Here is a 25,829-nt window from a genome sequence, read left to right on the forward strand (position 1 = left end):
GTTAACTGGTTTAACAAGCATCGAATTCACGGAACGCTGGGATACCTGACACCTGTTCAATATCGCCTTACAGCCCTTAAAAAAGCTGTCTAATTTTCTGTTGACAATCCATATCAAGTAACCGATCCGTTAGGTCTACACCAATCCTACCAGCCAAGTGATCATAGCAAGTCCGAGCATGACGCAAAGTTTTAAGTTCATCGGATTCGCGGAGTGAACTTACGGATTTGGGTGGTGAAATAGCCAGAAGGGATTCGAGGGCATGTGCTACCTCAGGGCTGACAAGCCGAAAGTACTTATGCCGACCGTAAGAATCATGAATCAGCAGGCCTCCTTCTACCATTTTGGATAGATGTGAAGAGGCAGTCTGTGGAGAAATTCGGGCAGCATGCGCTAAATCAGAAGCGGGGATAGCCTTTCATCCAAACAAAGCAATTAGCATCGCAAGACGTGACGGATCACCAATTAGATTAGCTGCCTGTACGATATTCGGCCTCAATTTTGTACTCATGTCAGTCATCTCCTTACATGTATGGTTCGATGACCACCGAAGTATTCTCATGCTACCATAACCTTACAAAATGTAGAAAGAGGAGAATATCATGAACCGTTATGTATTTGGACTGCTAGTTGTGCTTGCCACCTCGCTCATGGGCACTTCATTTGCGGTTGGAAAGATCGGTTTATCCTATATCTCGCCCTTGCTGCTTGTGGGGATCCGATTTACGTTTGCGGGATTCATCATGGCCTTATTTGTCAGGATGAAACGGCTGCCTATATCCTATCAGGATGGATCTAAATTGTTCGTAATAGGACTATTTCAGACGACGGGAGTTATGGGATGTATCTTCCTGAGCATGCGTACCCTTCCGTCGGGGGAGACCTCTATACTGACCTTTGTTAATCCGCTCCTGGTCGTAATTTTGGGGACATGGTTCCTCGGCTTGAAATACCGAATATCCCAGTGGCTTGGGGTATGTATAGGATTTGCAGGGGTATTCTTATCCCTAGGATCCCATTTGCAATTAACAACGGGTACCTGGTTGGGGCTGGGAGCTGCGCTTTCGTGGGCTGTAGCCACTATTTTGGTGAAAAAATGGGGGACGCAATTCAATACATGGGTGATGTCGGCTTATCAAATGTTATTCGGCGGTCTCCTTCTGTTATTGCTGAGTGCCGTTATGGAAACGCCGCAGCTTACGATCAATCTAACTTCTGTGTCGGTTGTATTGTACTTGGCCATTATGGGTTCCATTGTGCAATTTGCAGCATGGTATTACTTGCTAAGTCATGGCGATCCTGGGAAAACAAGCGCCTATCTGTTCTTAGCCCCGTTCTTTGGTGTACTCTCGGGGTTCATCATCCATAACGAGACTATACATACGTATGTTTATTTAGGGGGATTTTGCATTGGCATCGGAATATTTCTTGTGAACTGGACTGCATTCGGCAAAAAGCATTCGCATGAATAGGAAGGATAAAGCGAGTTGAATAACCAGAGAGCAGACTTCGTGGCAGCTGCTCCTGTTCGAAGAAAATTAAGTTGTAGATTGAATATAAAGTGAGACAATCATGGTTAAAACCGGCATGCAGCCTATTCTTAGTCCCGCCGCTCACGTTATTGTATAATTTTTCCATTCCGAAGAGGGGAGGTATTTGAATGACTGAACAAACAATAGCAAGCAGATTAGAAGTGTTAGGAATCGTTTTACCAAGTGCAAGCGAACCAGCGGCTAAGTATGCAAACTTCGTAAAAGTAAACGGGTTATTGTTCGTATCAGGTAAAGGGCCCACTGGAAACCCGAAAGGTAAGTTAGGTCAGGACTATACTACAGAAGAAGGTTATCAGTTTGCACGACAAACTGGGATTGAAATTTTAGCTGTACTGAAATCAGCTTTAAACTCGCTGGAGCATGTGAAAAGGGTGGTTAAAATTCAGGGTTTTGTTAATGCCGACGCTAAGTTTGAAGAACATCATAAAGTGTTAAATGGTTGTACTGATCTTATGCTGGACGTGTTCGGAGATAAGGGCATTCATGCACGTTCAGTGTTTGGAGCTGTTTCCGTTAGAGACAATCTTCCAATCATAATTGACTCAATATTTGAAGTTGATGAATAGAAAGGTGTTTTAAGACGGGAGTTCAATAAACCGCCTGTTCAGTTAAGGCGGTTTTCTTATGGTAAAATATCAATATTAGAATTTAACAAAGCCATGAAAATAGAAGAATTCCTCACTTGATTCCAACATGAAAATCCTCCACTTGATGGGCATGTGGCCGTGCCCCATGCCTATCAAGTGGAGGAAAATACTACCTCCCCGAAACAAAAAACGTTATTCTTTCAGTAGACCAACTAATGAAAGGATAGCATTTATGATACATCTTGGTATTTCAGATGATCTTCATTTGTTTTCACAGGAACTGGAACGACATTTATCTCCTCTTGCACTCACCCAACTAGCCAAAGAAGCAGGATTCGTCACACGAACCAGTAAATATCGTGCATAAGATTTAGTCGCCTTGTGTGTATGGGTAAGTCAACGAATAGCTACGACTTCTCTCAATCAGCTTTGCAGTACGTTAGAAGCAACAACAGGGATTCTCATGAGTCCCGAAGGACTGAATCAGCGTTTTAACGCAGCTGCTGTGCGTTTACTGCAGCGGATCGTTTCGCTTTTACTCAAGCAAACACGCTATACGTCCGGAACGATACCAAGCGAGTATTCTGGCTATTTTTCCCGCATTCGAATTCTCGATTCTACGACCTTTCAGCTCCCGGACAGCTTCGCTGCGTCTTATAAGGGTACAGGCGGATGTAGTCATACCGCTGGTGTTAAAATCCAACTGGAATATGATCTGCAGAGTGGGCAGTTCATTCATCTGCATACGAGTCACGGAAAGGAAAATGACAAAACCTACGGTTCCGCATGTTTACAGGACATTCAACAAAAGGATGTATTCATTCGGGACTTAGGATATTTCTGCTTAGAAGATTTACATACCATCCATGAGAAAGAGGCCTATTACATATCACGCTTAAAACTCAACACACGGGTATATCAAAAGAACGAGAATCCAGAGTATTTTCGGGACGGCACGCTCAAGAAGAAATCGGAATACCTCCCCTTGTCGATGGAAGACATCATGGAAGGTCTACAAGCAGGGGAAACGTTAGAAATTCCTGATGTCTACATCGGCATGTATGAAAAATTACCTGCGCGGCTTGTCGTCTATCGCTTAACGGAAACCCAGATCAAAAAAAGAGACAAAGACCAGGAAATTCGGGAGAAAAAGAAAGGGATTACGTACTCCGAACGCAGCAAGAAACTCAGTGCGTTGAACTTTTATATAACAAATATTCCAATGGAATGGGTACCTGGGATACACCTGCATGACCTGTATTCCTTACGCTGGCAAATTGAGATTCTCTTTAAAACATGGAAATCATTCTTCCAGATCCACCACTGTAAAGAGATCAAACTTGAACGCTTGCAATGTCATCTTTATGGTCAGTTGATCGGTATCTTGCTTTGTTCCTCAACGATGTTTCAGATGCGGCAACTTCTATGGCGGAAGAAAAGAGAGCTCAGTGAATACAAAGCCTTTTATATGATCAAGGATTACATGCCATCCTGCATCAAGCCATACAAAAGAATGCCCAAGCCATATCGAAAATCCTGTCTCGTCTGTTTCTTCTGTTAGAAAAAAACGGGCGAAAGTCCCACCGCTATGAGAAAAAAACAGTCTTTGATATCTTAGGTGTTGTTTACGAGTATGCCACGTCTACCAAGAAGGTTGCATAGTTAACGTTTTAAAAACAGCCTCGTCGTTTAGGCTTAATTTGGCATGTTTATTTTTAAGGAAACAATACGACTACTTATAAAAATAGGAGAATGCCTCACTTGAATCCAAACTGAAGGTTCTTAGCTTGATGGGCATGGGATTGAGCCAATATCATCCCATTTTATAGGCAGAGGTTTGTTTGAAATGAAATGTAACGATAAACGATAGTTTGGATTAGCCGCTTATTTAGTAAGCGGTTTTCTTGTGTTTAACATGCAATTAATGATTGAAGATAGAGCCTCGTTGCCTCCTTACATGACCGATTTTCGCAAATCGCGGAATGAATTTTAAAAGTTGGGAATAGTAAGGCGTGTAGCAAAACAATATCAAAAATAAATAAGGATGGTGTCTACTGCATGAAATGGGACTGGAGCATTTCCTCTCGCAGGAAATTGGGGAAAACGATTGGGGCCTTATTTCTGGCTCTCGCCTTGATGATGAGCATGCCGAGCACGAGCATGGCTTTTGGAAAAGGTGATCATGGGCCGGATGTATATGTCGTTCAAGGGATGCTGAAATCAATGGGAAGCTATGCTGGCCCAATCAACGGAAAATTCGACAGTTTGACCGTAAAGGGGGTTAAGTATTTTCAGAAAATGCATGGGCTTCCAGTAACCGGTGCAGTCGACAGCCGGACGTTCCAATCCATTACTTATGCTTACAGCCAAGTAAAGTTTCCTTCGGGAGCAAAGGCTAAAAGCGGAGCGAAGGGCAACCTCCGCATTAAAGGAGAAGGCGGAGGCCAAGGTATCGGTGGCGGAGCTGGCCAAGGCGGAGGCCAAGGTATCGGCGGCGGAGCAGGTCAAGGCGGAGGCCAAGGGATCGGCGGCGGAGCTGGCCAAGGCGGAGGCCAAGGTATCGGCGGCGGAGCAGGCCAAGGCGGAGGCAAAGGCATTGGTGGCGGAGCCGGCCAAGGCGGAGGCAAAGGCATTGGTGGCGGAGCAGGCCAAGGTGGAGGCCAAGGCATCGGTGGCGGAGCCGGCCAAGGCGGAGGCAAAGGCATTGGTGGCGGAGCAGGCCAAGGTGGAGGCCAAGGAAATGGCGGCGGTGCCGGTCAAGGCGGTGGTCAAGGTATCGGCGGCGGACAAGCTCCTACTACTAACCCTGCTCCAATTGTAACGCCAGCGCCAACTACAGTTCCGGCGCCGACAACACCAGCGCCAACTGTAGCGCCAAAACCAAAATCATATTACTAAAAGAAGTGGAATGAGCGAATCATTCAGAATCATATACAAAAAACGAGCCATAGAAGAGATTCTATAGGCTCGTTTTTTGATTAGTTATTTTTCAAACGTTTATTTAAGGACGGGCAGTTACTTCGCTTGCAAAAACTTATCGATAAATTGAATCGCTTTATCTGTATTCTCGCTGTTCACTCGGACGCCGACGATATAATTTTTCGGTGTGAGCACGGAAAGATCTTTCACCAGCGGGCTGCTGCTGATATCGATGCCGTAGACATGCTCGTCTGGTTCATCCTTCGTCGTTTTTTTGACCAGCTCGCTCTCAGTAACGGAGGACTTCAGCTCACCGCTCACTGCATCATCGAGGTTTTGCAGAACGCCCTGCGGGCTAATCCAGTCGAAGCTGGCTGTATCGAGAATGTAGATATCGGGCTTTTCCGTCGCCAGGACAACCATCGCTTTTTGCTGGGAAGCCATATCGACGGCATCTTTAGCATCAAGCGGCACATAGGTCAGGTTAACTTTAAACCGTTTCCATTCGGGAAACTTGTCCAGCAGCGATTGCTCAAGAACAGCCATATCCTGCTTATTGTCCTCTGTAAAATACTCGCCAAAATACATGATCGATAAATCCACCGGCGGCAGGCTTGCCAGGTAGCGCTGCTCCTCGCGATGGTCCATATAAGCTATAACGCCATAAATAATGAGAGCAATCGCCACAATGCCACCGAAAACATGGTATTTATAGTAGCGCCAGAAATGGTCGGTTTTTTCTGCGGCAGACGCCATATTTTTAAACTTTCCATATTCCTTCTCATTGAACGCTTGCTTGAACTTCTGGTCCTCCGCTTCAAGTATCCGTTTATAAGCGGCGGTCACTTGGCTGAATTCATTTGCCGTTGTCTCCTCATTGTCTGCGGTTTGTGCGCGGGAGCGGGATTGGCGGAGCAACAGGGTATAGCGCTTCTCGACCTCTTCTTTTGAAGCGTTTTCGGGAAGGCCCAGCTTTGCGTAGGCTTGTTTTACATCTTCCATGGGGTCACCTCGGCTATTATTTAAAAATATCAGTATAAATCCTACCCTCTAGTATACGGATTTAAGCGGACAAATGCCAATTTTCGCGGTTGTCCGCAGATTCGTGCGTGTTAGCTGGGCGAGATGGACCGGGCATCGAACAGACTGCGGATTCAGTGATCATATGGTATGATAGGAAAAAGCTAGCTTCAAAACTAGCGCCATGGGTGCATCAAAGCGCTCTCAAACGAGAAAAAACGTGCTGCTGCCTTGCGCTTTAAGCTAATAGACAGGGATGGGTTGGCACAAATCAGTCAATACCATAGATTAAGAGCATTGTTGTAATGGGGGATGGACCTTGCTTACTAATAAAACAATTATATTAGGAATTACTGGCGGGATCGCCGCCTATAAAGCGGCTACGCTTTGCAGCCGGCTGGTGCAGGCAGGGGCTAAGGTGCATGTCATAATGACCGAATCCGCCGCCCGTTTCATTACGCCGCTGACGCTCCAGACGCTGTCGCGCAACCCGGTGCATATCGACACCTTTGACGAGAGGGATCCGGCGGTCGTGTCGCATATTCATTTGGCGGATCATGCCGATCTCATCGTTGTTGCTCCCGCCACTGCAAATGTCATTGGCAAAATGGCAAATGGGCTTGCCGATGATATGCTCAGCACGACGCTGCTTGCAGCAACGAGCCCGGTGCTTGTGGCTCCAGCTATGAATGTGCATATGTATGAGCATCCGGCCGTGGCGCAAAATTTACAGACATTAGCGGATCGTGGCGTCATGTTCGTGGACCCAGGCGAGGGACAGCTTGCCTGTGGTTATGTGGCCAAAGGAAGGCTTGCCGAGCCAGAGGAAATCGTACATGCGATTGAAGAGTGGTTCAGCCGCAGCCGCAAGCTTGCAGGCAAGCAGGTGCTCGTTACCGCTGGCGGCACGGTGGAGCGGCTTGATCCAGTACGATATTTGACTAATGATTCATCGGGCAAAATGGGCTTTGCCATCGCGGAGGCTGCGCGGCTGATGGGCGCTGAGGTTACCGTTGTCGCGGGGCGGACGACTGTAGAACCGCCTGCAGGCGTAAAGCTGGTGCGGGTTGAATCCGCTCAGCAAATGCTGGATGCGGTCACCGCGCATTTTGAAACGGCTGACATCGTCGTTAAAGCGGCGGCTGTTGCCGATTACCGCCCGACCCAGCAGCAGGAGCAGAAGCTGAAAAAGACGGGCGAGACGCTCACGCTTGAGCTGGAGCGCACGATGGATATTTTGCAGCTGCTTGGGGAGCGCAAGACGCATCAGCTGCTCGTTGGCTTCGCCGCCGAAACCCAGCAGATCGCGCATTATGCGATGGATAAGCTGACGCGCAAAAACTGCGATCTCATCGTAGCCAACGATGTGAGCGCGGAAGGGGCAGGCTTCAACGGCGATACGAACGTTGTGCAGCTGTTTGGCAAGGAAGGCTTGATAGAGGCGCTTCCTTTATTGTCCAAGCGCGAGACGGCAAGGCGCATTTTGGAAGTTGCGGTGCAGCTGCTTTCACAGCTTCCTATTCAAAGGAGCTTTGGCGAATGATTGCCAGAGTGATAGTAGATGTGCCGAGCCGCCAGACGGATCGGCCATTCGATTACGAGGTTTCGGCGAAAATGTCCAGCTGGATTGAGGTGGGAAGCCGGGTTGGCGTGCCCTTCGGTGGCCGTGTGCTGCAAGGCTTCGTTGTGGAGCTGGCAGAAGAGGCTGAAGTTGACAGTCGCCGTCTCAAGGCGGTTGCCGAGCTGCTTGATCCGTTGCCGCCGCTGCTTCCTGACTTGATTGGGCTGGCCAAATGGATGAGCGACAAATATTGCTGCTCCTGGACAAGCGCGCTGCAAGCGATGATTCCCGCTGCGCTTAAAGGCAAGGCCGAGCGCTATGTGTCGTTGAACGAATCGCCAGACGAGGAGCAGGAGCAGCTTGCAAGCCGCTTGCCGCAGGAGCTGCTGGATATGCTCTCGCGGCAGCGGCAGACGAAGCTGGAAGCACTGAAGGAACGGTTTCCGCAATATGCGCCGGATATTAAAGCGGCGCTGGAGGAAGGTGTACTGCTTGAGCAGACAGCGATTCGCGACCGTCTGGCCATTCGCAAGGTGCTGACGGTGTTTCCGCCAGCAGATAAGGAAGCGGCTGCGGAAGCATTGGCAGCATGGCCGGCAAAGGCGGGCAAGCAGCGCGACCTGCTCGCCTTCATGCTGGAGCGAGGCGAGCCCATTGCGCTGCAAGCGCTGCTTGCAGAAGCAGGCGGATCACCAGCAAGCGTGCGCGCGATTGCAGGCAAAGGCTTGCTGGAGCTGCGGGAAATAGAGCAGCAGCGCGATCCCTATGCGAGCCGCGAGTTCGAGCGGACGGTTCCGCTGCTGCTCACCGAGGGGCAGCAGAGCGTTTACACCCGCATAGCAGAGGCGGTCACGCGCGGCGAGCCGCAAGTATTGCTGCTGCATGGCGTGACGGGCAGCGGCAAAACCGAGGTCTATTTGCAAGCGATCCAGCATTGTCTAAAGCAAGGCAAGCAGGCGATTGTGCTTGTCCCGGAAATTGCGCTAACTCCGCAAATGGTCGAACGGTTTAAAGGACGTTTTGGCGATGCGGTAGCAGTGCTGCACAGCCGCTTGTCCAATGGGGAGCGCTATGATGAATGGCGCAAAATTAGAAGCCGCAAAGTACAGGTAGCCATTGGCGCCCGTTCGGCGATTTTTGCCCCCTTTGAGCGCATTGGCCTCGTCATTATTGATGAGGAGCATGAGTCTTCCTACAAGCAGGAGGAAAGCCCGAAGTATCATGCAAGAGATGTATCTGTGCAGCGTGCAAGGCAGCATGGCGCAGCTGTCGTATTAGGCTCGGCGACGCCATCGCTTGAATCGTATGCGGCGGCGAGCCGGCGTCCTGCAGAAGGGCGCGAATCATCGCTGCTGCCGATGCCGGATCGCGTTGGTGGCAGGCCGCTGCCGCCCGTAACGGTCATTGACATGCGTGCGGAGCTTGCGGCAGGCAACCGCTCGATGTTCAGCCGCAAGCTGCATGAAGGGCTTGTACAGCGGCTGGAGCGCGGCGAGCAGACTGTGCTGCTGCTCAATCGGCGCGGTTATTCCACCTTCGTCATGTGCCGTTCCTGCGGCTACACGGCGCTTTGTCCGCACTGCGATATTTCGCTGACGTATCATCAGAAGTCGCGGCTGCTGCGCTGCCATTATTGCGGTCATGCGGAGCAGGCGCCGCAAACCTGCCCGTCCTGCGAAAGCGAGCATATCCGTTTTTTTGGTACGGGGACGCAGCGCGTAGAAGAGGAGCTTGCCAAGCTGTTTCCCGGCATTCGGGTTATTCGGATGGATGTGGACACGACGACGGAGAAAAACGCGCATGAGAAGCTGCTGAAGCGCTTCGGCGACCGTGAAGCGGATGTGCTGCTTGGCACGCAGATGGTAGCGAAGGGGCTTGATTTTCCATACGTAACGCTAGTGGGCGTTATTGCAGCGGATACGTCGCTGAATTTGCCGGATTTTCGCTCAGCGGAACGGACGTTTCAGCTGCTTACACAGGTGGCAGGCCGTGCTGGCCGCCATCAGCTGCCAGGGGAGGTCGTTGTCCAGACTTATTCACCCGAGCATTATGCGGTTACAACCGCGCAAAAGCATGATTACATTCGGTTTGTCGAAGAGGAGCTCAAGCATCGCGGCGTCATGGGCTATCCGCCTTATTGCCGGCTTGTACTGGTCACGATGTCGCATGAGCAGCTTGCGCTGCTGTCCTCGGTGTCAGAGCAGTTTGCGGAGCGGCTGCGCGAGCTGGCAGCTGACGAAGGCGTATTAGGACCGCTTGGAGCGGGTTTGCCGCGTGCGCTTGAGGTGCTTGGGCCAGTCGCATCGCCTATATCGAGAATGAAAGATCGCTACCGTTTTCAATGTGTGATAAAATATCGGGGGAACATTGATGTGCCTGCGCTTCTGCGCGGTGCGCTTGCGCCATTCGTTGCAGGCTCGCCTCAGAAGCTTGTGCAGTTCAGCATTGATGTAGATCCGCAAGTCATATTATAGATTTCGTCGTAAAGGAAGGGAACGGCAATGGCCATTCGTATTATTGTAAAAGATCCTGATCCCGTTTTGAGGGAGCCAGCTATGGAAGTTACTAAATTTAATTCCAACTTGAAAAAGCTGCTTAAAGATATGGCGGAAACGATGTATGACGCTGATGGCGTCGGTCTAGCGGCTCCGCAGGTCGGCATTTCCAAGCGTGTCATCGTGGTAGATATCGGCGATGAGAATGGACTGATCGAAATGGTCAATCCGGTCATCGTAGAAGAAGAAGGCGAGCAGCTCGGACCTGAGGGCTGCCTAAGTATTCCGAACTTAAACGGAGATGTGATGCGTTCAGACCGCATTGTCGTAAAAGGTCAAAACTCCGATGGAGAGACGTTTACGGTTGAAGCACAAGGCTTCCTCTCGCGTGCGTTCCAGCATGAGGTTGACCATTTGAACGGCATCTTGTTCACGGATCTCGCAGAGAGCGTGTACGATATTTCCGAAAGACAGAAAAAAGGCGGCGAATAAGGCCATGCGTATTGTATTTATGGGGACGCCGGAGTTCGCCGTCCCTTCTTTGCAGTTGTTAATTAATAACGGCTATGAGGTCGTGGCAGTTGTCACGCAGCCGGACCGTCCAAAGGGGCGTAAGCGGACGCTTACGCCTCCGCCTGTGAAAGAAGCGGCACTAGCCTTAGGCTTGCCGGTATTGCAGCCTGAGCGTATGCGCAGCAGCGAAGCGGTAGAGGCGCTGGCGCAGTATCGCCCTGATTTAATTGTGACCGCAGCCTATGGGCAGATTTTGCCCAAAGGTGTGCTGGAGCTGCCGCGTCTTGGCTGCATTAACGTTCATGGCTCGCTGCTGCCACGCTATCGCGGGGGGGCGCCGATTCAACGCGCGATTATTAACGGCGAGAAGGTAACTGGCGTTACAATTATGTATATGGCTGAAGGGCTGGACACTGGCGATATGATCAGCAAGGTCGAAGTTGCGATTACGGATGAGGATACATCGGGCTCGCTGTTTGAGAAGCTGAGCGCGGCTGGAGCGGAGCTGCTGGAGCAGACGCTGCCGGGCATTATTTCAGGCGAAGCGACGGCTACGGAGCAGCAGCACGAGCTTGCTACTTACGCGCCTAACTTGACGCGTGAGGACGAACGGATCGATTGGGCGAAGTCCGCCCGCCAAATCTATAATCAAGTGCGCGGCCTGTCGCCTATGGCCGGTGCATTCACTTATTTGAACGGCGAGCTGTTCAAAGTATGGGCTTGCGCCAAGCCAGCGGAGACGTCTGGCGCGGGTAGTGCTGCTGCAGCGCTGCCGGGAACGGTGCGCGAAGCAAGTGGAGCGGGAATCACCGTACAGACGGGTGATGGCGTGCTCGTGCTTGCGCAAATTCAGCCAGCAGGCAAAAAAGCAATGTCGGCGGCTGACTGGCTGAAAGGCTCACGGCTGGCTGAAGGGACTGTCTTCGGCGAAGCAAGCATGGCAAACGGTGCAGAGCAATGAGTGAGCAGAAGCAGGCTAAGCCTGCGCAAGGACGCCGCCCGCAGGCCGGGGGCAAAACAGGCAGCAAGTCCCGCACTGCTGGGGCTGCTAAAGGACAAGCGTCCAGCCGGAGCAACCAAGCGGCAGGTCAGGCGGGAGCGCGCAAAAGCAGCTCGACGCGTGTACCTCGTACGCCAAGGGAGCTGGCGCTGGATATTTTGGTAAGTGTTGCTGGGGCCGGTGCCTACAGCAATCTCAAGCTCAACCAGTCGCTGCAGGATGCTAATTTATCTCGTGCGGATGCGGGTCTTGCTACAGAGCTCGTATACGGGACGATTCAGCATCAGCGCACACTCGATTATTGGCTGGCGCGATTCGTGGCGAAGGGCTTTAATAAGCTGCAGCCATGGGTTCATCAGCTGCTGCGGATGAGTGCTTACCAGCTGCTGTATTTGGACCGGATTCCGGTGCATGCCGCAGTTAACGAAGCGGTTGCCATTGCCAAGAAGCGGGGACATCAAGGTATTTCCGGCATGGTCAATGGGGTGCTGCGCAGTATGGATCGCAGCCGTGCAGAGCTTGTACCGTCTGCAATTAAAGCTGGATCACCGGCGGAAAAACTCGCGATCCTTCATTCCTATCCCGACTGGCTCGTTAAGCGCTGGGTGCTCGCTTACGGCGAGCAAACAACTGAAGCCATTTGCGCAGCGGGCAATGATTCTCCGCATGGAAGCGTACGGGTCAATCCCGTCCGAGGAACAAGGGCAGAAGCGATTGAGCAGCTTGCTGAGCTTGGACTTGACGCCGAAGCATCGCCGCTTGCTTCCGCAGGCATTACGATTCGCCGCGGCGGCAACTTGGTGGAGACGGCCGGTTTCCGCGAAGGGCTGTGGACGATGCAGGATGAAAGCTCCATGCTCGTAGCCGAGGTCGTCGCACCAGCAGCCGGCATGCAGGTGCTGGATTGCTGTGCCGCCCCGGGAGGCAAAACGACGCATTTGGCTGAGCTCATGGGTAATAAAGGCAAAGTGTGGGCGAACGATTTGCACCCGCATAAACGGCAGCTTATTATTGACCAGTCTTCGCGGCTCGGTTTGACGAACGTGGAGGCCATAACAAGTGATGCAGCGCAGCTGTCTGAGCGTTTTGCCAGCGGTTCAATGGATGCTGTGCTGCTGGATGCGCCTTGCTCAGGCTTTGGCGTCATCCGGAGAAAGCCAGAAATCAAGTGGACGAAGACGGCAGCTGATGTAGCAGCTATTGCGGACATTCAGCGCGAGCTGCTTGAAGCGGTGAGCGATCTTGTTAAGCCTGGTGGTGTGCTTGTCTACAGCACATGTACCATTGAACGGTCCGAAAATGAGGAGCAGGTGGAGCGTTTTCTGCAGGCGCATCCTGAATTTGAACTGGACCGCAACTGGCCGGAAGCTATTGTCCATGCTTTGCAGGAGGCGGGAGCGATCGATGAGGCGTTTAAAGGTTATGCGCAGCTGCTTCCGCAGCATTACGGCAGCGATGGTTTCTTCATTGCCCGCCTGTTGAGGCGCGCCTAATCGTTGCCTGTGGTTCATGATGGACGTTTGTGGTAAAATAAATCATCAGCGGCGCAGGTAGAGAGCTTTTGCCGCGCTATTATACAGTCAGGTGTGATAATTTAATGAAACCTTTTATTTACGACTATACGCTCGAACAGCTGCAAGATTGGATGAAAGAGAATGGCGAGCCAGCGTTTCGCGCCGGCCAGCTGTACGATTGGCTGTACGTTAAGCGTGTAACCAGCTTTGAAGAAATGAGCAATTTGTCCAAATCGCTCAGATCGAAGCTGTTTGACCAATTTCAATTTGTAACGCTCTCCGAAATAACGAAATTCGAATCCAAGGACGGAACTGTCAAGTTTCTGTTCGGGCTGCATGACAACCATGCGATCGAGACCGTTATTATGCGCCATAACTATGGCAACAGCATTTGCGTGACTACGCAGGTCGGCTGCCGGATTGGCTGTACTTTTTGTGCGTCGACGCTCGGCGGTTTGAAGCGGAACTTAACGGCTGGAGAAATTATTGCCCAAGTCGTTGTAGCACAGCAAATGCTGGACGTAACGAATGAGCGCGTATCAAGCATCGTTATTATGGGTTCCGGAGAGCCGTTCGAGAACTATGATGCGACGATGATGTTTTTGCGCACGATGATTCACGAGAAAGGTCTGAACATCGGCCAGCGCCACATTACCGTTTCGACGAGCGGAATCGTGCCGAGCATGTACAAATTTGCCGACGAAAATACGCAAATCAATCTGGCGCTCTCCATTCATGCGCCGAATGATACGCTGCGCTCCAAGCTGATGCCGGTTAACCGCCGTTTTCCTTTTGACGATGTGATGGAGGCTTGCCGTTATTATTTGGCTAAGACAGGCCGCCGGATTTCGTTTGAATACGCATTGATCGGCGGGGTCAATGACCGTCCCGAGCATGCGCAGGAGTTGGCGGATGTCCTTAAAGGGCTGCTGTGCCACGTCAATTTGATTCCGGTCAACCATGTGCCGGAGCGAAATTATGTGCGTACGCCGCGGGAGGATATTTTTGAGTTCCAGCGTATACTGGAGAAAAACAAAATAAATGCAACGATTCGCAGGGAGCAAGGGCATGACATTGCCGCCGCTTGCGGGCAGCTTCGTGCGAAGCACATGGAGTCTACGACGAGGTGATAACGTTTGATTACGGCAAACCTGAGCGATATCGGAAAAGTTCGTCAAGTCAATGAAGATCATTCATGGGTAGGACAGCTGGATAATGGCATCACGTTTGCTATAGTCGCTGACGGGATGGGCGGCCATCAGGCGGGCGATGTAGCGAGCCAGCTGGCAGTGAATACATTCCGTGAAATGCTGGAGCCTATTACGGCGAGACCTGACTTTTCTATTGAGGAAGGCAAGGCATTTTTGCGCAAGGCCATTGTAGGTGCGAATGATGTCGTTTATGATATGGCATCGCGCAATGAGCAATATTATAATATGGGCACTACAATAGTTGCTGCCATGTTTCAAGGGCGGGAAGCCGTCATCGGGCATATCGGGGACAGCCGCGCTTATGTCATATCCAAAAGCTGCATTGTGCAGCTGACGGAGGATCATACACTTGTCAATGAACTGCTGAAATCAGGGCAGATCAGCGAGAAGGAGGCGGCCGTTCATCCACGGCGCAATGTGCTCACCCGTGCGGTAGGCACCGATGCATCTGTTGAGGTTGATATACAGACGATTTCCTACTCGGCCGATGATTTCATTCTGCTTTGCAGCGATGGGCTGACGAACATGGTCAGCGATGATCAAATTATGCATACAGTAACGAAGGGTGGAGCGAGCCTGAAAGATAAAGCGGAGCATCTCATCCATTTGGCGCTGCGCGCCGGCGGGGACGATAATGTGACCGTCGTGCTGCTGCAAGTAAATTCCAGCGCAGATCGAGAGGAGTGTACAGCTGATGATAGGGCATAATTTAGGCGGTCGCTATGAAATTCTGACTCGCATCGGCGGAGGCGGCATGGCGCTTGTCTATAAAGCCCATGACGTCCTGTTGAACCGCAATGTAGCGGTTAAAGTGCTGCGCCAGCAGTTTGTGCATGATGAAGAATTTATTCGCAGATTTCGCCGTGAGGCGCAATCGGCAGCTGCGTTATCCCATCCGAATGTCGTTAGCATCTATGATGTAGGACAAGAGGAAGATACGCATTATATCGTTATGGAATATATCGAAGGCAGCAATCTTAATGAGATTATTGTGGAGCGTGCCCCGCTGCAGGCGGATGAATCGGTTCGTATTGCCATTCAAATCTGCGATGCGCTCGGTCATGCCCATCAGAATCATATTATTCATCGCGATATTAAACCACATAATATTTTGATTGGTAAAAATGGCAGGGTCAAAGTAACCGATTTCGGTATTGCCCGTGCGGTTACTTCTTCTACAATTACTCAGACAGGCTCCGTGCTAGGGTCGGTCCATTATTTTTCTCCTGAGCATGCGAAAGGGGTAAGCACTGGCGAGAAATCCGACTTGTATTCCCTTGGCATAGTGCTCTATCAGATGCTGACTGGCAATTTGCCTTTTCTGGGAGAAAGCCCGATCAGCGTAGCTTTGAAGCATTTGCAGGACACATTTGAGGAGCCGCGTGTTGTGAATCCTCATATTCCCCAAAGTGTGGAAAATGTCATTTTACGGGCGATGCGCAAAAATCCGGGGGAACGATACCATTCGGCCCAGGAAATGCTGAACGATCTGGAAACTTGCCTTGCGCCTAATCGCAGGAATGAGGAGAAGGTTTCATTTGCCCATGTGAATGATTTGGATGAGACTCGTGTCATGCCAGCCATTCGCGGCAGTGATATCCGCCCTATTCGCCAGAGCGAGTCAAGCTATGACAAGGCGGAGGTTTCTTCGGGACAGACGGGCCGGCAGGGAGATAAAGAAGTTCTGAACAAGAAAGCAAAAGGCTGGAAGCGACCGACGATAATCGTGGCTAGCACGCTGGTTGTCCTGGCATTCATTATATGGGGATTCGTAACATTGCTCGACCGGCTGGACGTTGAGGAAGTGGATGTGCCGTACGTTGTCGGCCTCGATTTGGAGCAGGCGACGGCAGAGCTTAAGGAGCTCGGGCTGAAGGTGCAGGAGCCGACGATACGGGAGTACCGCGATGATATACCGGTCAATCAGGTATTTGAGCAGACGAAGAGAAATATGCGCGTCAAGCAGGGCTCGTTCATCCAGTTATCTGTAAGTGATGGGCCGATGCTGAAGAAGCTTGGCGATTACCGGGGCAAGACGCTGCAGGCGGTTAAGGATGAGCTTTCTGCGCTGGGCATTGATCCGGATACGCAAATCGATGTTGAAGAAGTATTCAGCGAGCAGGAAGTGGATACGGTTGTTACACAACAGCCGGAGCCGGGAAAGGATTTTGATCCGAATACGGTGAAATTCCAGTTTATGGTCAGCAAAGGCATGGAAACGATAAAAATGCCGAATTTAATTGGCAAGACAGTAGCTGAGGCTAAAGATATGGTGAAGGCGAATGGGCTGACGCTATCAGACGATGATATTTTGTATGAGCCGAGCTATGTACAGGCCAAGGGCCTTGTGCTTAATCAAGATCAATACAAGCCAAATGACCTTGTTCCGAAAGGCACAAAAATCACCATTCGAGTCAGCTCAGGTCCTTCTGCAGAAGCGAAAGAGCATCAGTTCAATGTTGTCATTTCGCCTGCGAAGGCTGGAAAAACGAGCGAAATCCGCATCGTCTACACCGACTCCAGAGGGCAAAACATTGAATGGGGCAGAAACCAAATTCAAGATACCCAGACGTTTCCCGTAACTGTTGTCCTAGCACCGAATACCGAGGCCATGATTACGATTTATCGGGACAGCCAGTTTGTAGATACGAAATCCGTCACTTATGATCAACTGGCGCAAAGCAGCAGTTCATCAACAGTCACGGTGCCGGGCGAAGACGAACAGGTGACAACGCCTGTTACTGAAGAGCCGGTCGTATCGGAATCGCCAGCTCCTGAACCGACAGTGGAGCCGGACCAATCGGAGGTTAACAACGGCAATGACCAAGGAAGCGACCAGGGAAAAGCGAAAGGAAAAGACAAGGGAAAAGATGAGCAGCAGCCATAATCACGCATCTCTTGAGCTTCGCGGACGCATTGTGAAGGCGCTCAGTGGATATTATTATGTACTGCCTGATGATGCTGAATCTCAGGATGCAACGGTACAATGCCGCGGGCGCGGCGTTTTGAAAAACAAAGGAATTACGCCATTAGTCGGCGACGAAGTTGTGTATAGCTTGACGGAGAACGGCGAGGGGACGGTAGAGCGGGTTTTGCCCCGCTCATCCGAGCTTATACGCCCTCCGGTAGCCAATATTGATGTGGCGATGCTGGTGTTTTCCGTAACGGAGCCAGCGCTCAATTTAACGCTGCTCGATAAGTTTCTTGTACATATCGAGCATGCGGAAATAGAAGCGGTGCTTTGCCTCAGCAAGCAGGATTTGGAGCATGATGGCGAGGAGACAGAAGCGGCTGCTGAAGCCGCTGCTTCTGTCAACCGCATTTATTCGGCCATTGGCTACGAGATATATGGGACAAGTTCCAGACAAGGCAAGGGCATTGAGGAGCTTGCGCAGCGGCTGCAAGGGCATTTGGCGGTTTTTGCCGGTCAATCGGGCGTAGGGAAATCTTCGCTGCTTAATGCGATTGTTCCGGGGCTGCAGCTTGAGACGAATGCGATTAGCAACCGTCTTGGACGGGGGAAGCATACAACGAGACATGTGGAGCTGATTGAAATTGGCGGAGGTTATGTAGCCGATACGCCTGGCTTTAGCCAGCTAGATTTCACCGAGCTTGGCATTGAAGATTTAGGCTACTGTTTTCGGGAAATTCGCGCGTTGTCTCCGGATTGCAAATTTCGTGGCTGCACGCATGTGCAGGAGCCAGGGTGCGCCGTCCTTGCTGCTTTGGCAGAAGGGAAAGTCGAACCAAGCCGCCATGAAAATTACTTGCAGTTTTTAAATGAAATGAAAGATAAAAAACGGAGGTACTGACAAACCCATGACTATAATAGCACCCTCTATTTTATCGGCTGATTTCAGCCGCCTCGGAGCAGAAATTTCAGGTATTGAGCAGGCAGGAGCGGACTGGATTCATGTAGATGTCATGGATGGACAGTTCGTCCCGAACTTAACCTTCGGTCCTCCTGTCATTGCGGCTGTAAGGTCGGCAACGAAGCTGCCTTTTGATGTGCATCTGATGATCGAGCGTCCGGAGCTGTCAATCGCGAATTACGCAGCTGCTGGTGCTGATCGGATTACCATACATGCAGAAGCATGTGTGCATTTGCACCGTACGATTTATCAAATTAAGGAGCTTGGCCTTCCGGCAGGGGTAGCTATTAATCCAGGGACTCCTGTATCTGTGCTGGAATCTGTGCTGGGCGATTTGGATCTCATATTGGTCATGACGGTAAATCCGGGCTTTGGCGGACAAAAGTTTATCCCTTATTCTCTTAACAAGCTGCGTCAAATTCGCAGCATGCTTATGGAGCGCGAGCTGCAGCATGTGCATGTGCAGGTGGATGGCGGCATCAATGAAGAAACGGCTAAGCTTGTGACGGAGGCGGGCGCGAATGTACTCGTTGCCGGCAATGCGGTATTTGCTCAAGCCGATCGCGCGGCAGCTATATCCGTTTTACGCTAGGTGGCATATCTTATTATGATGTTACATAATGGCTGCTAGGGTTGCGAGTGAATAGGCTTGTATTTCGATGTGGAACGCTGATGTCTCTGGCTCTAGTGGCACAGCTGGTTGCACTTGGGAGGCTGTAATGGAAGAATACGAGACATCTCGAGGGAAGACATGGCTGTGGGTGCTGCTATTTGCGCTCGGGATAGGCCTGCTGCTGGCAGCCTTCTCTATTTTGACTGGGGTAATCAAATACGTTTTTTCTTTGCTTGCTTTGTATTTGATTTTTCAGTTTTTCAAAAGGGTTGAGAAGCTATGGGCACGTATAACGGTTATTGTGCTGGGGCTGCTGTTTTATTTCTTGGCCGTATTGGTTTATACGGCAATCCAATTCGTCAGTGAAAATCCGCCACCAATGGCGTAAGCATTGCGTAGAGGGGTTTTCCACACTCGTTGAAATGGAATAGGACTAAGGTTAAGCGCATAGGATGGTTACATGAACGAAGGTTCGTGTAGCCATTTTTTTGCGTGAAACATAGCATGTGTATGCGGGAAGAAAAAGCATGTAAGTCACCATTTCGATGAGCGTGTCTGAGGAGGGATGGGCATGAAATTTTACACGATCAAGCTGCCGAAATTTTTGGGCGGGTTCGTAAAGGCGATTTTGAATACCTTCCAAAAAAGTTAGTTCCTTTGCAGCCGCCTTCGAATGATCGTGGTTTATGTGAACAATAAAAAGCACCTGAGCCCAGGTGCTTTTTGTCTACCATACAGCATAAAGCTGCAGGAGATGAATTATACGCGAGTTACTTTGCCGGATTTCAGAGCGCGCGCGCTGACATAAACACGTTTCGGTTTACCGTCAACTAGAATGCGAACTTTCTGAACGTTTACTCCCCAAGAACGACGGTTTTTGTTGTTAGCGTGGGAAACGTTATTGCCTGTACCAGGGCTTTTGCCTGTTAGAAAACATTTGCGGGACATGAGTACACCTCCTTCAAGTAGTGCTGAGCTAAAAGCGCATTGTTAGCATAAGCTGTCAGTTATTGCATAAGCAAAACCGCATCGTAGCATAAGCTCCCGGTTCTGCGTGAGCAAAACCGCTTCATTGGCTTGAAAAAGCGTCGAAGAAGCCTGCACAAAAACATACTTTGATATCGTATCATAGTTGTGATGTCTGAGCAACTAAAACTGTTGTTTTTTATGGCGCTTTGCCCAAGGTTGGCACCGTCTGCCCTTCTATAACGTAACAGTTTATAGTACAATAATAAATAGTCAAGGAATTAGCTTGCTTCTTCAGTAGCATTTGACTTTAAACGGGGTAATTCATGCTAGACGGGAAATAGCTGTGAGATCTACACGATAAAGGAGTGAATTTCCATGCCACTTGCGCTCAGCACTGAACTTGGCCAAATTTTCATAACAGAGGAATGCATTGCCGTCATGGCAGGTTCCGCTGCGCTGGATTGTTATGGCCTTGTCGGGATGGCTTCTCGCAAACAATTAAAGGACGGCATTGCTGAGCTTTTGGGCAGAGACAATCTGGCCCGCGGCGTTGAAGTTCGCAGAGAACAGGATAAACTTTATATTGACTTGTATATTATTGTGAGCTACGGCACGAAAATTTCAGAAGTAGCGCATAATATTCAGACGAAAGTAAAATATGTGATGAGCGATGTTATTGGTCTTAACGTGGACCAGGTCCATATATTTGTGCAGGATGTTAGGGTATCTACATAGCAGGAAGGGGAATTTTCATTGAGTAAGGGCTTCATTAACGGTTCCGATTTTACCGCCATGGCCGTGCTGGGCGCTGAGTTGTTAAATCAAAATGTCGACAAGGTAAATGCGTTGAATGTTTTCCCTGTGCCTGATGGCGATACGGGAACGAATATGAATTTGACGATTGCCTCGGGCATTCGTGAGCTGCGCAGCAAGCCGTCCGACCACTTGGGCAAAGCGACGGAAGTATTGTCTAAAGGGCTTCTGATGGGAGCTAGAGGCAATTCCGGCGTTATTTTGTCACAGCTGTTCCGTGGTTTTTCCAAGGGGCTTGTAAACGCTGAGCAAGCAGGCCCCCAGCAGATTGCAGCGGCTTTGCAGCACGGTGTTGATCTTGCTTATAAAGCTGTTGTAAAGCCTGTGGAAGGAACGATATTGACGGTAGCGAAGGAAGCTGCAAAGCATGCCGTTGCTTTTGCACGCCGTACGAATGATGTCACTGAGCTGATGAAAGAGGTTTACGATAAAGCGAATGAAACGCTTCAGCGTACGCCGGATATGCTCCCTGTGCTTAAGCAGGTTGGCGTTGTTGATTCTGGCGGTCAAGGACTAGTGCTTATTTATGAAGGGTTTGTGCGCTATTTAGTTGAAGGCGAAGGGTCGTATGAAAGCTATTCGCTGTTATCTGAAGCAGCGCCGCCTGAAGAAGTAAGCATTCCGAGGGCACAACCAGCTCCCGCTCCGCTTAAGACGACGAATTTTGCTGCACAATCCCGTCTGGAGACGGCGGATATTGAATTTTTCTATGACATGGAGTTTTTTATAAATCGCAAGCCTAGGGGCAAAGCTGCGCCGTTTTTTGATGAATACGCTTTCAAGAAAGCGCTTGGCAAAGATGGAGATTCCATTCTCGTCATCGCCGAGGACGATATCATTAAAGTTCATGTGCATTCCCGCAGGCCGGGTGATGTGCTGAATTTGGCGCTGCCGTATGGCGAGCTGACGAACCTGCATATTTTGAATATGCGTGATCAGCACCGCGAGCTTCTAGAGGAGGAAGCAGCGATTCCATCCTACGCGGTACTGCCTGATTATGCGCTGACGGGAAGCATTTCCTCGCCAGAGCTGCTGGCGGGAACGTCGGGGGCGGTTGTGCCGCCTGGACAAGTTCATGAGCTGGCGCCATTCGGCATTATTGCTGTAGCGCTGGGCGAAGGCATTTCGAACATTTTTCTGGATAATGAAGTGGATATTGTGCTGTCCGGCGGGCAGACGATGAACCCAAGCACGGAGGATTTCGTCAAGGCGATTGAATCGCTCGTCGCGGATCATATTTATTTGCTGCCGAATAACGGCAATATCATTCTTGCTGCTGAACAGGCGGCGGAGCTTAGTGAGCGCAACGTGACGGTTATCCCGACAAAAACGATTCCTCAGGGGCTTGCAGCGGTACTGGCTTTCAAAGAGGATGAGACCGTCTCGCGCAATACGGATTGGATGAAAAATGCTGCCGGGCAAGTTGTTTCCGGCCAAGTGACGCACGCGGTTCGCGACACGACGATCGATGGCGTGAGCATTCGCGAAGGCGATTTTATCGGCATTAAGGAGAAGGCCATTGTTGCGGCACATGCAGATTTGGCCGAGACTTGCCGTCTGCTCATAGCTGAGCTTATGGCTGACGGCGGCGAGCTCATTACGGTGCTGACTGGAGCAGAGGCGAAGGCTGAAGATACGGAAGCGCTGAAAGCATGGGTGGCAGAGGCTTATCCGGATGCAGAGCTTGAAGTTCAAGAGGGCGGACAGCCGCTTTATCCCTATTTGTTCGCAGTGGAATAAGGATGGAGAACTAGTGAAATAGCAATCGTTTATAGGGTATGAAAGGGGTGGCGAAGATGGGGAACATTCATATTATTACCGACAGCACTTCCGATATTCCGGCTGAACGATGTGCAGAGCTTGGCATTCAGGTTATTCCACTGAAGGTGCTGTTCGGTGAAGAAACCTATTTGGATGGCGTGACAATTGGGAAAGAGCAGTTTTATGAAAAGCTGATAGCTTCTCCTGTTCTTCCGACAACCTCACAGCCGTCTCCGGCGGAGTTTCTTGAAGTATATGAACGGATTTTGCACGATGATCCGCAAGCGATTATTATTTCTATTCATTTGGCTTCTGTACTCAGCGGCACTTATCAGTCCGGTGTCATAGCTAAGTCGATGCTGGATGAGCAGGCGGACGTAACGGTCATTGACTCCAAGTCGGCTTCGTATGGCTATGGCATTCAGGTGGTTACGGCAGCACGGATGGCTCGCGAAGGCGCCTCTAAAGAGGCGATTTTGGCAGAAGTAGCTCGTCTTCAACAAGAGCTCAGCCTTTATTTTCTGGTTGGATCGCTGGAATTTCTTCAGAAGGGCGGCCGAATCGGCAAGGCTGCGGCGTTGTTTGGCTCGATTTTAAATATTAAGCCGATTCTTTCGCTGGACCAGGAAGGTACGGTTCAGTCTGTCGATAAGGTGCGCGGTACGAAAAAAGCGATGCAGCGCATCATGGAAATGCTCGACAAGGATTTTGGCAGTGATCGCGTTGGGGTTGCGATTGGCTGGACGCACGGCGAGCAGACGGCGCAGGAGCTTGCGGCGCTGCTGAGAGACAAGCCTAATGTGGCATTCATTGATTTTATAACGATTGGTGCGACGATTGGCACTCATGTGGGACCTGGTACATCGGCCGTATTTATGTATAAAGTGTGAGGAATGATTATGATGACGCTGGAGCAATATTCCGTCCGGCAAATTAAAGGCGTGAGCGCTCCGAAGGAGCAAGAGCTTCACGCCTTTGGCGTTCATACCGTTGCCGATTTGCTGGACTATTTTCCATTTCGTTATGAGGATTATCGCGTTCGCGCGCTAGCGGATGTCAAGGATGGAGACAAAGCTACCGTGCAAGGAGTTGTGCGGGGCATGCCCGTGCTGCAGCGTTACGGGAAAAATAAATCGCGGCTCACTTGTAAAATTGAGATCGATTTTTTGCTCGTTACGGCGGTATGGTTTAACCGCCATTTTCTAAGGGATCAGCTGACGCCTGGCCGTACGATTATTTTGACGGGCAAGTGGGAGCAGCATCGCCAGCAGATGACCGTCTCGGAGTCCGAGTTTCCGGAAGGGGCCGGCTCTGCCAAATCAGGGACGCTGCAGCCTGTGTATTCCGTCGGCGGGGCGATTACGCAGCCATGGATGCGCAAGACGATTAAGCAGGCTTTGCAGCAATATGGCGCGATGATCGAAGAGGTGCTGCCGTTTGAGCTTATGGAGCGGCACCGGCTCATTCCTCGCCGTGATGCGGTGCTGCACATTCACGAGCCGGGTGATATACGCGAAGGTCTCGAAGCGCGGCGGCGGATGGTTTATGAGGAGCTGTTTCTATTTCAGCTGAAATTGCAGGCGTACCGAATGCTCAGCCGCAAGCGGGGCGATGGCATCGCTCATTCGATTGAAGCGGAGACGATTAGGCAATTCGCGGCTACGCTGCCATTCGAGTTGACGGATGGGCAGAAGAAGGTTGTAAATGAGCTGTTGGTCGACATGCGCCAGCCTGCGAGCATGAATCGGCTGCTCCAAGGAGACGTCGGCTCGGGTAAAACGGTCGTTGCCGCCATTGCGCTGTATGGAGCAGTGAAGTCCGGCCATCAAGGCGCACTGATGGTTCCGACGGAAATATTGGCGGAGCAGCATATGCGTTCCTTGACGAAGCTGTTCGAGGGCATGGATATAGAGGTTGGACTGCTGACGGGAAGCATGACGGAGCGCCGCCGCCGCGATGTATTCGCTGGCCTTCAGATGGGCCTGATCGATATTGTCGTCGGTACGCATGCGCTTATTCAGGAGACGGTCTTTTTCCGCAGTCTCGGTCTGGTTGTAGTGGACGAGCAGCATCGCTTTGGCGTAAATCAGCGCAGCGTTTTGCGTCGCAAAGGAATGAATCCCGATGTGCTGACGATGACGGCGACGCCGATTCCCCGAACATTGGCGATTACTGCTTTCGGGGATATGGATGTATCGACGATTCGTGAGCGTCCGCATGGGCGCAAGCCGATTAAGTCATATTGGGTCAAGCATAGCATGATGGACCGCGTGCTTGGTTTTATCCGCCGCGAGGTAGGAGAGGGCAGACAAGCCTATATGATATGCCCGCTTATTGAGGAGTCGGAGAAGCTGGATGTGCAAAATGCCATTGACCAGTATATGCAGGTTCAGCAAGCTTTTCCCGATCTGAAAATCGGCCTGCTGCATGGGCGCCTAAGCGCGGCTGAGAAAGAACAGGTCATGAGCTCTTTCGGTGCGAACGAGCTGCATGTACTCGTGGCTACGACCGTAGTTGAGGTTGGCGTCGATGTTCCGAATGCGACGCTGATGATCATCATGGATGCCGAGCGGTTCGGCTTGTCGCAGCTGCATCAGCTGCGGGGCCGGGTTGGCCGTGGCGCCCATCAATCTTATTGCGTGCTGGTCGCCGATCCAAAGTCGGAGACAGGGCGCGAGCGCATGAAGGTCATGACGGAAACGGATGACGGCTTCGAGGTAGCGCGCCGGGATTTGGAAATCCGGGGGCCGGGCGATTTTTTCGGAACGAAGCAGAGCGGCTTGCCGGAATTTCGTGTTGCGGACATGGCGGCGGACTTTGAGGTGCTGGAAATGGCGCGGGATGATGCGGCTGAGCTGTGCGCCCGCGATGATTTTTGGGATAATCCGGCTTATGCAAGAATACAGGCTAAGCTGAATCGGGATCAACTTTTTCAAGGAGAACAGCTCGATTAGGCAATTTCCGGGAAGCTCTGGCATATAGTTAAACGTGAAAACGGTATGCCAAGATGGAGGTGTCTGGAACATTGAGCTACCAAAAGTACGGTATTCGCCCGCAATTGGTCGAACGTATTAAAGGAAAGCTGAAAAATCCGCTTTTGAAGGATCGCGTGCGCCTGCTGCTCGCTAATGTCACTAAATTCGACCTACAGGATCGCGTCAAAGTTAAAAAGCTGGTGAAATCAACCGCTAGCATCTTGCAGGAGCCGCTTACGGATACGCAGGAGGAGCAGATCGTCGCGTTCGTTCTCGCCCAGAAGATCGACCCCAACAATACGTTTCACTTGCTCAAGCTTTGGGGCATGTTTCGCTGACCGTCTGCGGTCAGCTTTTTTTAATATAAGCGGATATTTTGATTTTCTTGCAGCTGCACTGCTAGTGCGCTTCTTTTCCGGCTATACTATCTTTTTAGCATCAATGTGGCTTTTG

23 protein-coding genes and 1 pseudogene are annotated in these 25,829 nt (G+C 50.8%); 22 read left to right on the forward strand and 2 right to left on the reverse strand.

Going from position 1 to position 25,829, the window contains the following annotated elements:
* From AC6B99_RS12895 to AC6B99_RS12915, 5 genes and pseudogenes are all read left to right on the forward strand, one after another.
* A partial coding sequence (locus tag AC6B99_RS12895) for an IS3 family transposase (RefSeq protein WP_496663585.1) occupies positions 1-93 on the forward strand: 93 nt, incomplete at its 5' end.
* 509 nt (positions 94-602) lie between these two features.
* The gene (locus AC6B99_RS12900) at positions 603-1,472 is read left to right on the forward strand and encodes an EamA family transporter (protein WP_494865051.1); all 870 of its coding nucleotides are present in this window, start codon (positions 603-605) and stop codon (positions 1,470-1,472) included.
* Between the two features lie 188 nt (positions 1,473-1,660).
* Positions 1,661-2,119 carry a RidA family protein gene (locus AC6B99_RS12905; RefSeq protein WP_056038557.1) on the forward strand — a complete coding sequence of 153 codons (459 nt, stop codon included), beginning with the start codon at positions 1,661-1,663 and terminating at the stop codon, positions 2,117-2,119.
* A gap of 256 nt (positions 2,120-2,375) precedes the next feature.
* Positions 2,376-3,802 (forward strand): annotated as a pseudogene (locus AC6B99_RS12910) (IS4 family transposase).
* Positions 3,803-4,198: 396 nt separating this feature from the next.
* Positions 4,199-5,038, forward strand: a complete 840-nt coding sequence (locus tag AC6B99_RS12915) for a peptidoglycan-binding domain-containing protein (RefSeq protein ID WP_496663496.1) — start codon at positions 4,199-4,201, stop codon at positions 5,036-5,038.
* A 117-nt stretch (positions 5,039-5,155) separates the two neighbouring features.
* Here AC6B99_RS12915 and AC6B99_RS12920 read toward each other — a convergent pair whose 3' ends face one another.
* Positions 5,156-6,061: a J domain-containing protein gene (locus AC6B99_RS12920; protein ID WP_496663497.1), complete on the reverse strand. Its 906-nt coding sequence runs from the start codon at positions 6,059-6,061 to the stop codon at positions 5,156-5,158.
* Between the two features lie 337 nt (positions 6,062-6,398).
* On the opposite strand from AC6B99_RS12920, the gene coaBC reads away from it, so the two are divergent.
* The 12 genes from coaBC to spoVM all read left to right on the forward strand — a co-directional run bounded on the left by coaBC (position 6,399) and on the right by spoVM (position 19,510).
* Entirely contained in the window at positions 6,399-7,622 is a 1,224-nt protein-coding gene (gene coaBC / locus AC6B99_RS12925) for a bifunctional phosphopantothenoylcysteine decarboxylase/phosphopantothenate--cysteine ligase CoaBC (protein ID WP_494864011.1), read from the forward strand.
* Positions 7,619-10,114 carry a primosomal protein N' gene (gene priA / locus AC6B99_RS12930; protein WP_496663498.1) on the forward strand — a complete coding sequence of 832 codons (2,496 nt, stop codon included), beginning with the start codon at positions 7,619-7,621 and terminating at the stop codon, positions 10,112-10,114. Before coaBC ends, priA begins: the two co-directional genes overlap by 4 nt.
* A 27-nt stretch (positions 10,115-10,141) precedes the next feature.
* Positions 10,142-10,627 (forward strand): peptide deformylase, encoded by a 486-nt coding sequence (gene def / locus AC6B99_RS12935; protein ID WP_046230610.1) that lies wholly within the window; start codon positions 10,142-10,144, stop codon positions 10,625-10,627.
* Between the two features lie 4 nt (positions 10,628-10,631).
* Positions 10,632-11,609 carry a methionyl-tRNA formyltransferase gene (gene fmt / locus AC6B99_RS12940; protein ID WP_056038536.1) on the forward strand — a complete coding sequence of 326 codons (978 nt, stop codon included), beginning with the start codon at positions 10,632-10,634 and terminating at the stop codon, positions 11,607-11,609.
* On the forward strand, positions 11,606-13,141 hold the full coding sequence (gene rsmB, locus AC6B99_RS12945; protein ID WP_494864009.1) for a 16S rRNA (cytosine(967)-C(5))-methyltransferase RsmB: 1,536 nt from the start codon (positions 11,606-11,608) through the stop codon (positions 13,139-13,141). The genes fmt and rsmB overlap by 4 nt, the downstream gene beginning before the upstream one ends.
* A gap of 104 nt (positions 13,142-13,245) precedes the next feature.
* Entirely contained in the window at positions 13,246-14,292 is a 1,047-nt protein-coding gene (gene rlmN / locus AC6B99_RS12950; protein ID WP_056038530.1) for a dual-specificity RNA methyltransferase RlmN, read from the forward strand.
* Positions 14,293-14,298: 6 nt separating this feature from the next.
* Complete coding sequence (locus tag AC6B99_RS12955) at positions 14,299-15,081, forward strand: Stp1/IreP family PP2C-type Ser/Thr phosphatase (RefSeq protein ID WP_056038525.1); 783 nt, start codon at positions 14,299-14,301, stop codon at positions 15,079-15,081.
* Positions 15,068-17,260: a Stk1 family PASTA domain-containing Ser/Thr kinase gene (gene pknB / locus AC6B99_RS12960; protein ID WP_056038522.1), complete on the forward strand. Its 2,193-nt coding sequence runs from the start codon at positions 15,068-15,070 to the stop codon at positions 17,258-17,260. Before AC6B99_RS12955 ends, pknB begins: the two co-directional genes overlap by 14 nt.
* Positions 17,244-18,185 carry a ribosome small subunit-dependent GTPase A gene (gene rsgA / locus AC6B99_RS12965; RefSeq protein ID WP_494881154.1) on the forward strand — a complete coding sequence of 314 codons (942 nt, stop codon included), beginning with the start codon at positions 17,244-17,246 and terminating at the stop codon, positions 18,183-18,185. The genes pknB and rsgA overlap by 17 nt, the downstream gene beginning before the upstream one ends.
* Before the next feature lie 7 nt (positions 18,186-18,192).
* A complete protein-coding gene (gene rpe, locus AC6B99_RS12970) occupies positions 18,193-18,837 on the forward strand; it encodes a ribulose-phosphate 3-epimerase (RefSeq protein WP_494881159.1) in 645 nt (214 codons plus the stop codon).
* Positions 18,838-18,964: 127 nt separating this feature from the next.
* Entirely contained in the window at positions 18,965-19,246 is a 282-nt protein-coding gene (locus AC6B99_RS12975) for a hypothetical protein (protein ID WP_056038513.1), read from the forward strand.
* Between the two features lie 183 nt (positions 19,247-19,429).
* The gene (gene spoVM, locus AC6B99_RS12980) at positions 19,430-19,510 is read left to right on the forward strand and encodes a stage V sporulation protein SpoVM (RefSeq protein ID WP_040711006.1); all 81 of its coding nucleotides are present in this window, start codon (positions 19,430-19,432) and stop codon (positions 19,508-19,510) included.
* 107 nt (positions 19,511-19,617) lie between these two features.
* Here the strand turns inward: spoVM and rpmB are convergent, their stop codons facing one another.
* A complete protein-coding gene (gene rpmB / locus AC6B99_RS12985) occupies positions 19,618-19,806 on the reverse strand; it encodes a 50S ribosomal protein L28 (RefSeq protein WP_046230617.1) in 189 nt (62 codons plus the stop codon).
* Positions 19,807-20,202: 396 nt separating this feature from the next.
* Between rpmB and AC6B99_RS12990 the strand changes: the two genes are divergently transcribed.
* The 5 genes from AC6B99_RS12990 to AC6B99_RS13010 all read left to right on the forward strand — a co-directional run bounded on the left by AC6B99_RS12990 (position 20,203) and on the right by AC6B99_RS13010 (position 25,714).
* Positions 20,203-20,562 (forward strand): Asp23/Gls24 family envelope stress response protein, encoded by a 360-nt coding sequence (locus tag AC6B99_RS12990; RefSeq protein WP_046230618.1) that lies wholly within the window; start codon positions 20,203-20,205, stop codon positions 20,560-20,562.
* A gap of 18 nt (positions 20,563-20,580) precedes the next feature.
* On the forward strand, positions 20,581-22,380 hold the full coding sequence (locus AC6B99_RS12995) for a DAK2 domain-containing protein (protein WP_494881161.1): 1,800 nt from the start codon (positions 20,581-20,583) through the stop codon (positions 22,378-22,380).
* Positions 22,381-22,436: 56 nt separating this feature from the next.
* Positions 22,437-23,291: a DegV family protein gene (locus AC6B99_RS13000; RefSeq protein WP_056038505.1), complete on the forward strand. Its 855-nt coding sequence runs from the start codon at positions 22,437-22,439 to the stop codon at positions 23,289-23,291.
* A 12-nt stretch (positions 23,292-23,303) separates the two neighbouring features.
* Entirely contained in the window at positions 23,304-25,355 is a 2,052-nt protein-coding gene (gene recG / locus AC6B99_RS13005; protein WP_496663586.1) for an ATP-dependent DNA helicase RecG, read from the forward strand.
* Positions 25,356-25,426: 71 nt separating this feature from the next.
* A complete protein-coding gene (locus AC6B99_RS13010) occupies positions 25,427-25,714 on the forward strand; it encodes a stage VI sporulation protein F (protein ID WP_494864007.1) in 288 nt (95 codons plus the stop codon).
* The last annotated feature ends 115 nt before the right edge of the window (positions 25,715-25,829 follow it).

Source organism: Paenibacillus liaoningensis (assembly GCF_059609455.1).

What these genes read in the sequence shown, in the direction of transcription:
- AC6B99_RS12900 (WP_494865051.1), top strand. Translation starts at nt 603, where the DNA reads ATGAACCGTTATGTATTTGGACTGCTAGTTGTGCTTGCCACCTCGCTC.
- AC6B99_RS12905 (WP_056038557.1), top strand. Translation starts at nt 1,661, where the DNA reads ATGACTGAACAAACAATAGCAAGCAGATTAGAAGTGTTAGGAATCGTT.
- AC6B99_RS12915 (WP_496663496.1), top strand. Translation starts at nt 4,199, where the DNA reads ATGAAATGGGACTGGAGCATTTCCTCTCGCAGGAAATTGGGGAAAACG.
- AC6B99_RS12920 (WP_496663497.1), bottom strand. Translation starts at nt 6,061, where the DNA reads ATGGAAGATGTAAAACAAGCCTACGCAAAGCTGGGCCTTCCCGAAAAC.
- priA (WP_496663498.1), top strand. Translation starts at nt 7,619, where the DNA reads ATGATTGCCAGAGTGATAGTAGATGTGCCGAGCCGCCAGACGGATCGG.
- def (WP_046230610.1), top strand. Translation starts at nt 10,142, where the DNA reads ATGGCCATTCGTATTATTGTAAAAGATCCTGATCCCGTTTTGAGGGAG.
- fmt (WP_056038536.1), top strand. Translation starts at nt 10,632, where the DNA reads ATGCGTATTGTATTTATGGGGACGCCGGAGTTCGCCGTCCCTTCTTTG.
- rsmB (WP_494864009.1), top strand. Translation starts at nt 11,606, where the DNA reads ATGAGTGAGCAGAAGCAGGCTAAGCCTGCGCAAGGACGCCGCCCGCAG.
- rlmN (WP_056038530.1), top strand. Translation starts at nt 13,246, where the DNA reads ATGAAACCTTTTATTTACGACTATACGCTCGAACAGCTGCAAGATTGG.
- pknB (WP_056038522.1), top strand. Translation starts at nt 15,068, where the DNA reads ATGATAGGGCATAATTTAGGCGGTCGCTATGAAATTCTGACTCGCATC.
- rsgA (WP_494881154.1), top strand. Translation starts at nt 17,244, where the DNA reads ATGAGCAGCAGCCATAATCACGCATCTCTTGAGCTTCGCGGACGCATT.
- rpe (WP_494881159.1), top strand. Translation starts at nt 18,193, where the DNA reads ATGACTATAATAGCACCCTCTATTTTATCGGCTGATTTCAGCCGCCTC.
- AC6B99_RS12975 (WP_056038513.1), top strand. Translation starts at nt 18,965, where the DNA reads ATGGAAGAATACGAGACATCTCGAGGGAAGACATGGCTGTGGGTGCTG.
- spoVM (WP_040711006.1), top strand. Translation starts at nt 19,430, where the DNA reads ATGAAATTTTACACGATCAAGCTGCCGAAATTTTTGGGCGGGTTCGTA.
- rpmB (WP_046230617.1), bottom strand. Translation starts at nt 19,806, where the DNA reads ATGTCCCGCAAATGTTTTCTAACAGGCAAAAGCCCTGGTACAGGCAAT.
- AC6B99_RS12990 (WP_046230618.1), top strand. Translation starts at nt 20,203, where the DNA reads ATGCCACTTGCGCTCAGCACTGAACTTGGCCAAATTTTCATAACAGAG.
- AC6B99_RS13000 (WP_056038505.1), top strand. Translation starts at nt 22,437, where the DNA reads ATGGGGAACATTCATATTATTACCGACAGCACTTCCGATATTCCGGCT.
- recG (WP_496663586.1), top strand. Translation starts at nt 23,304, where the DNA reads ATGACGCTGGAGCAATATTCCGTCCGGCAAATTAAAGGCGTGAGCGCT.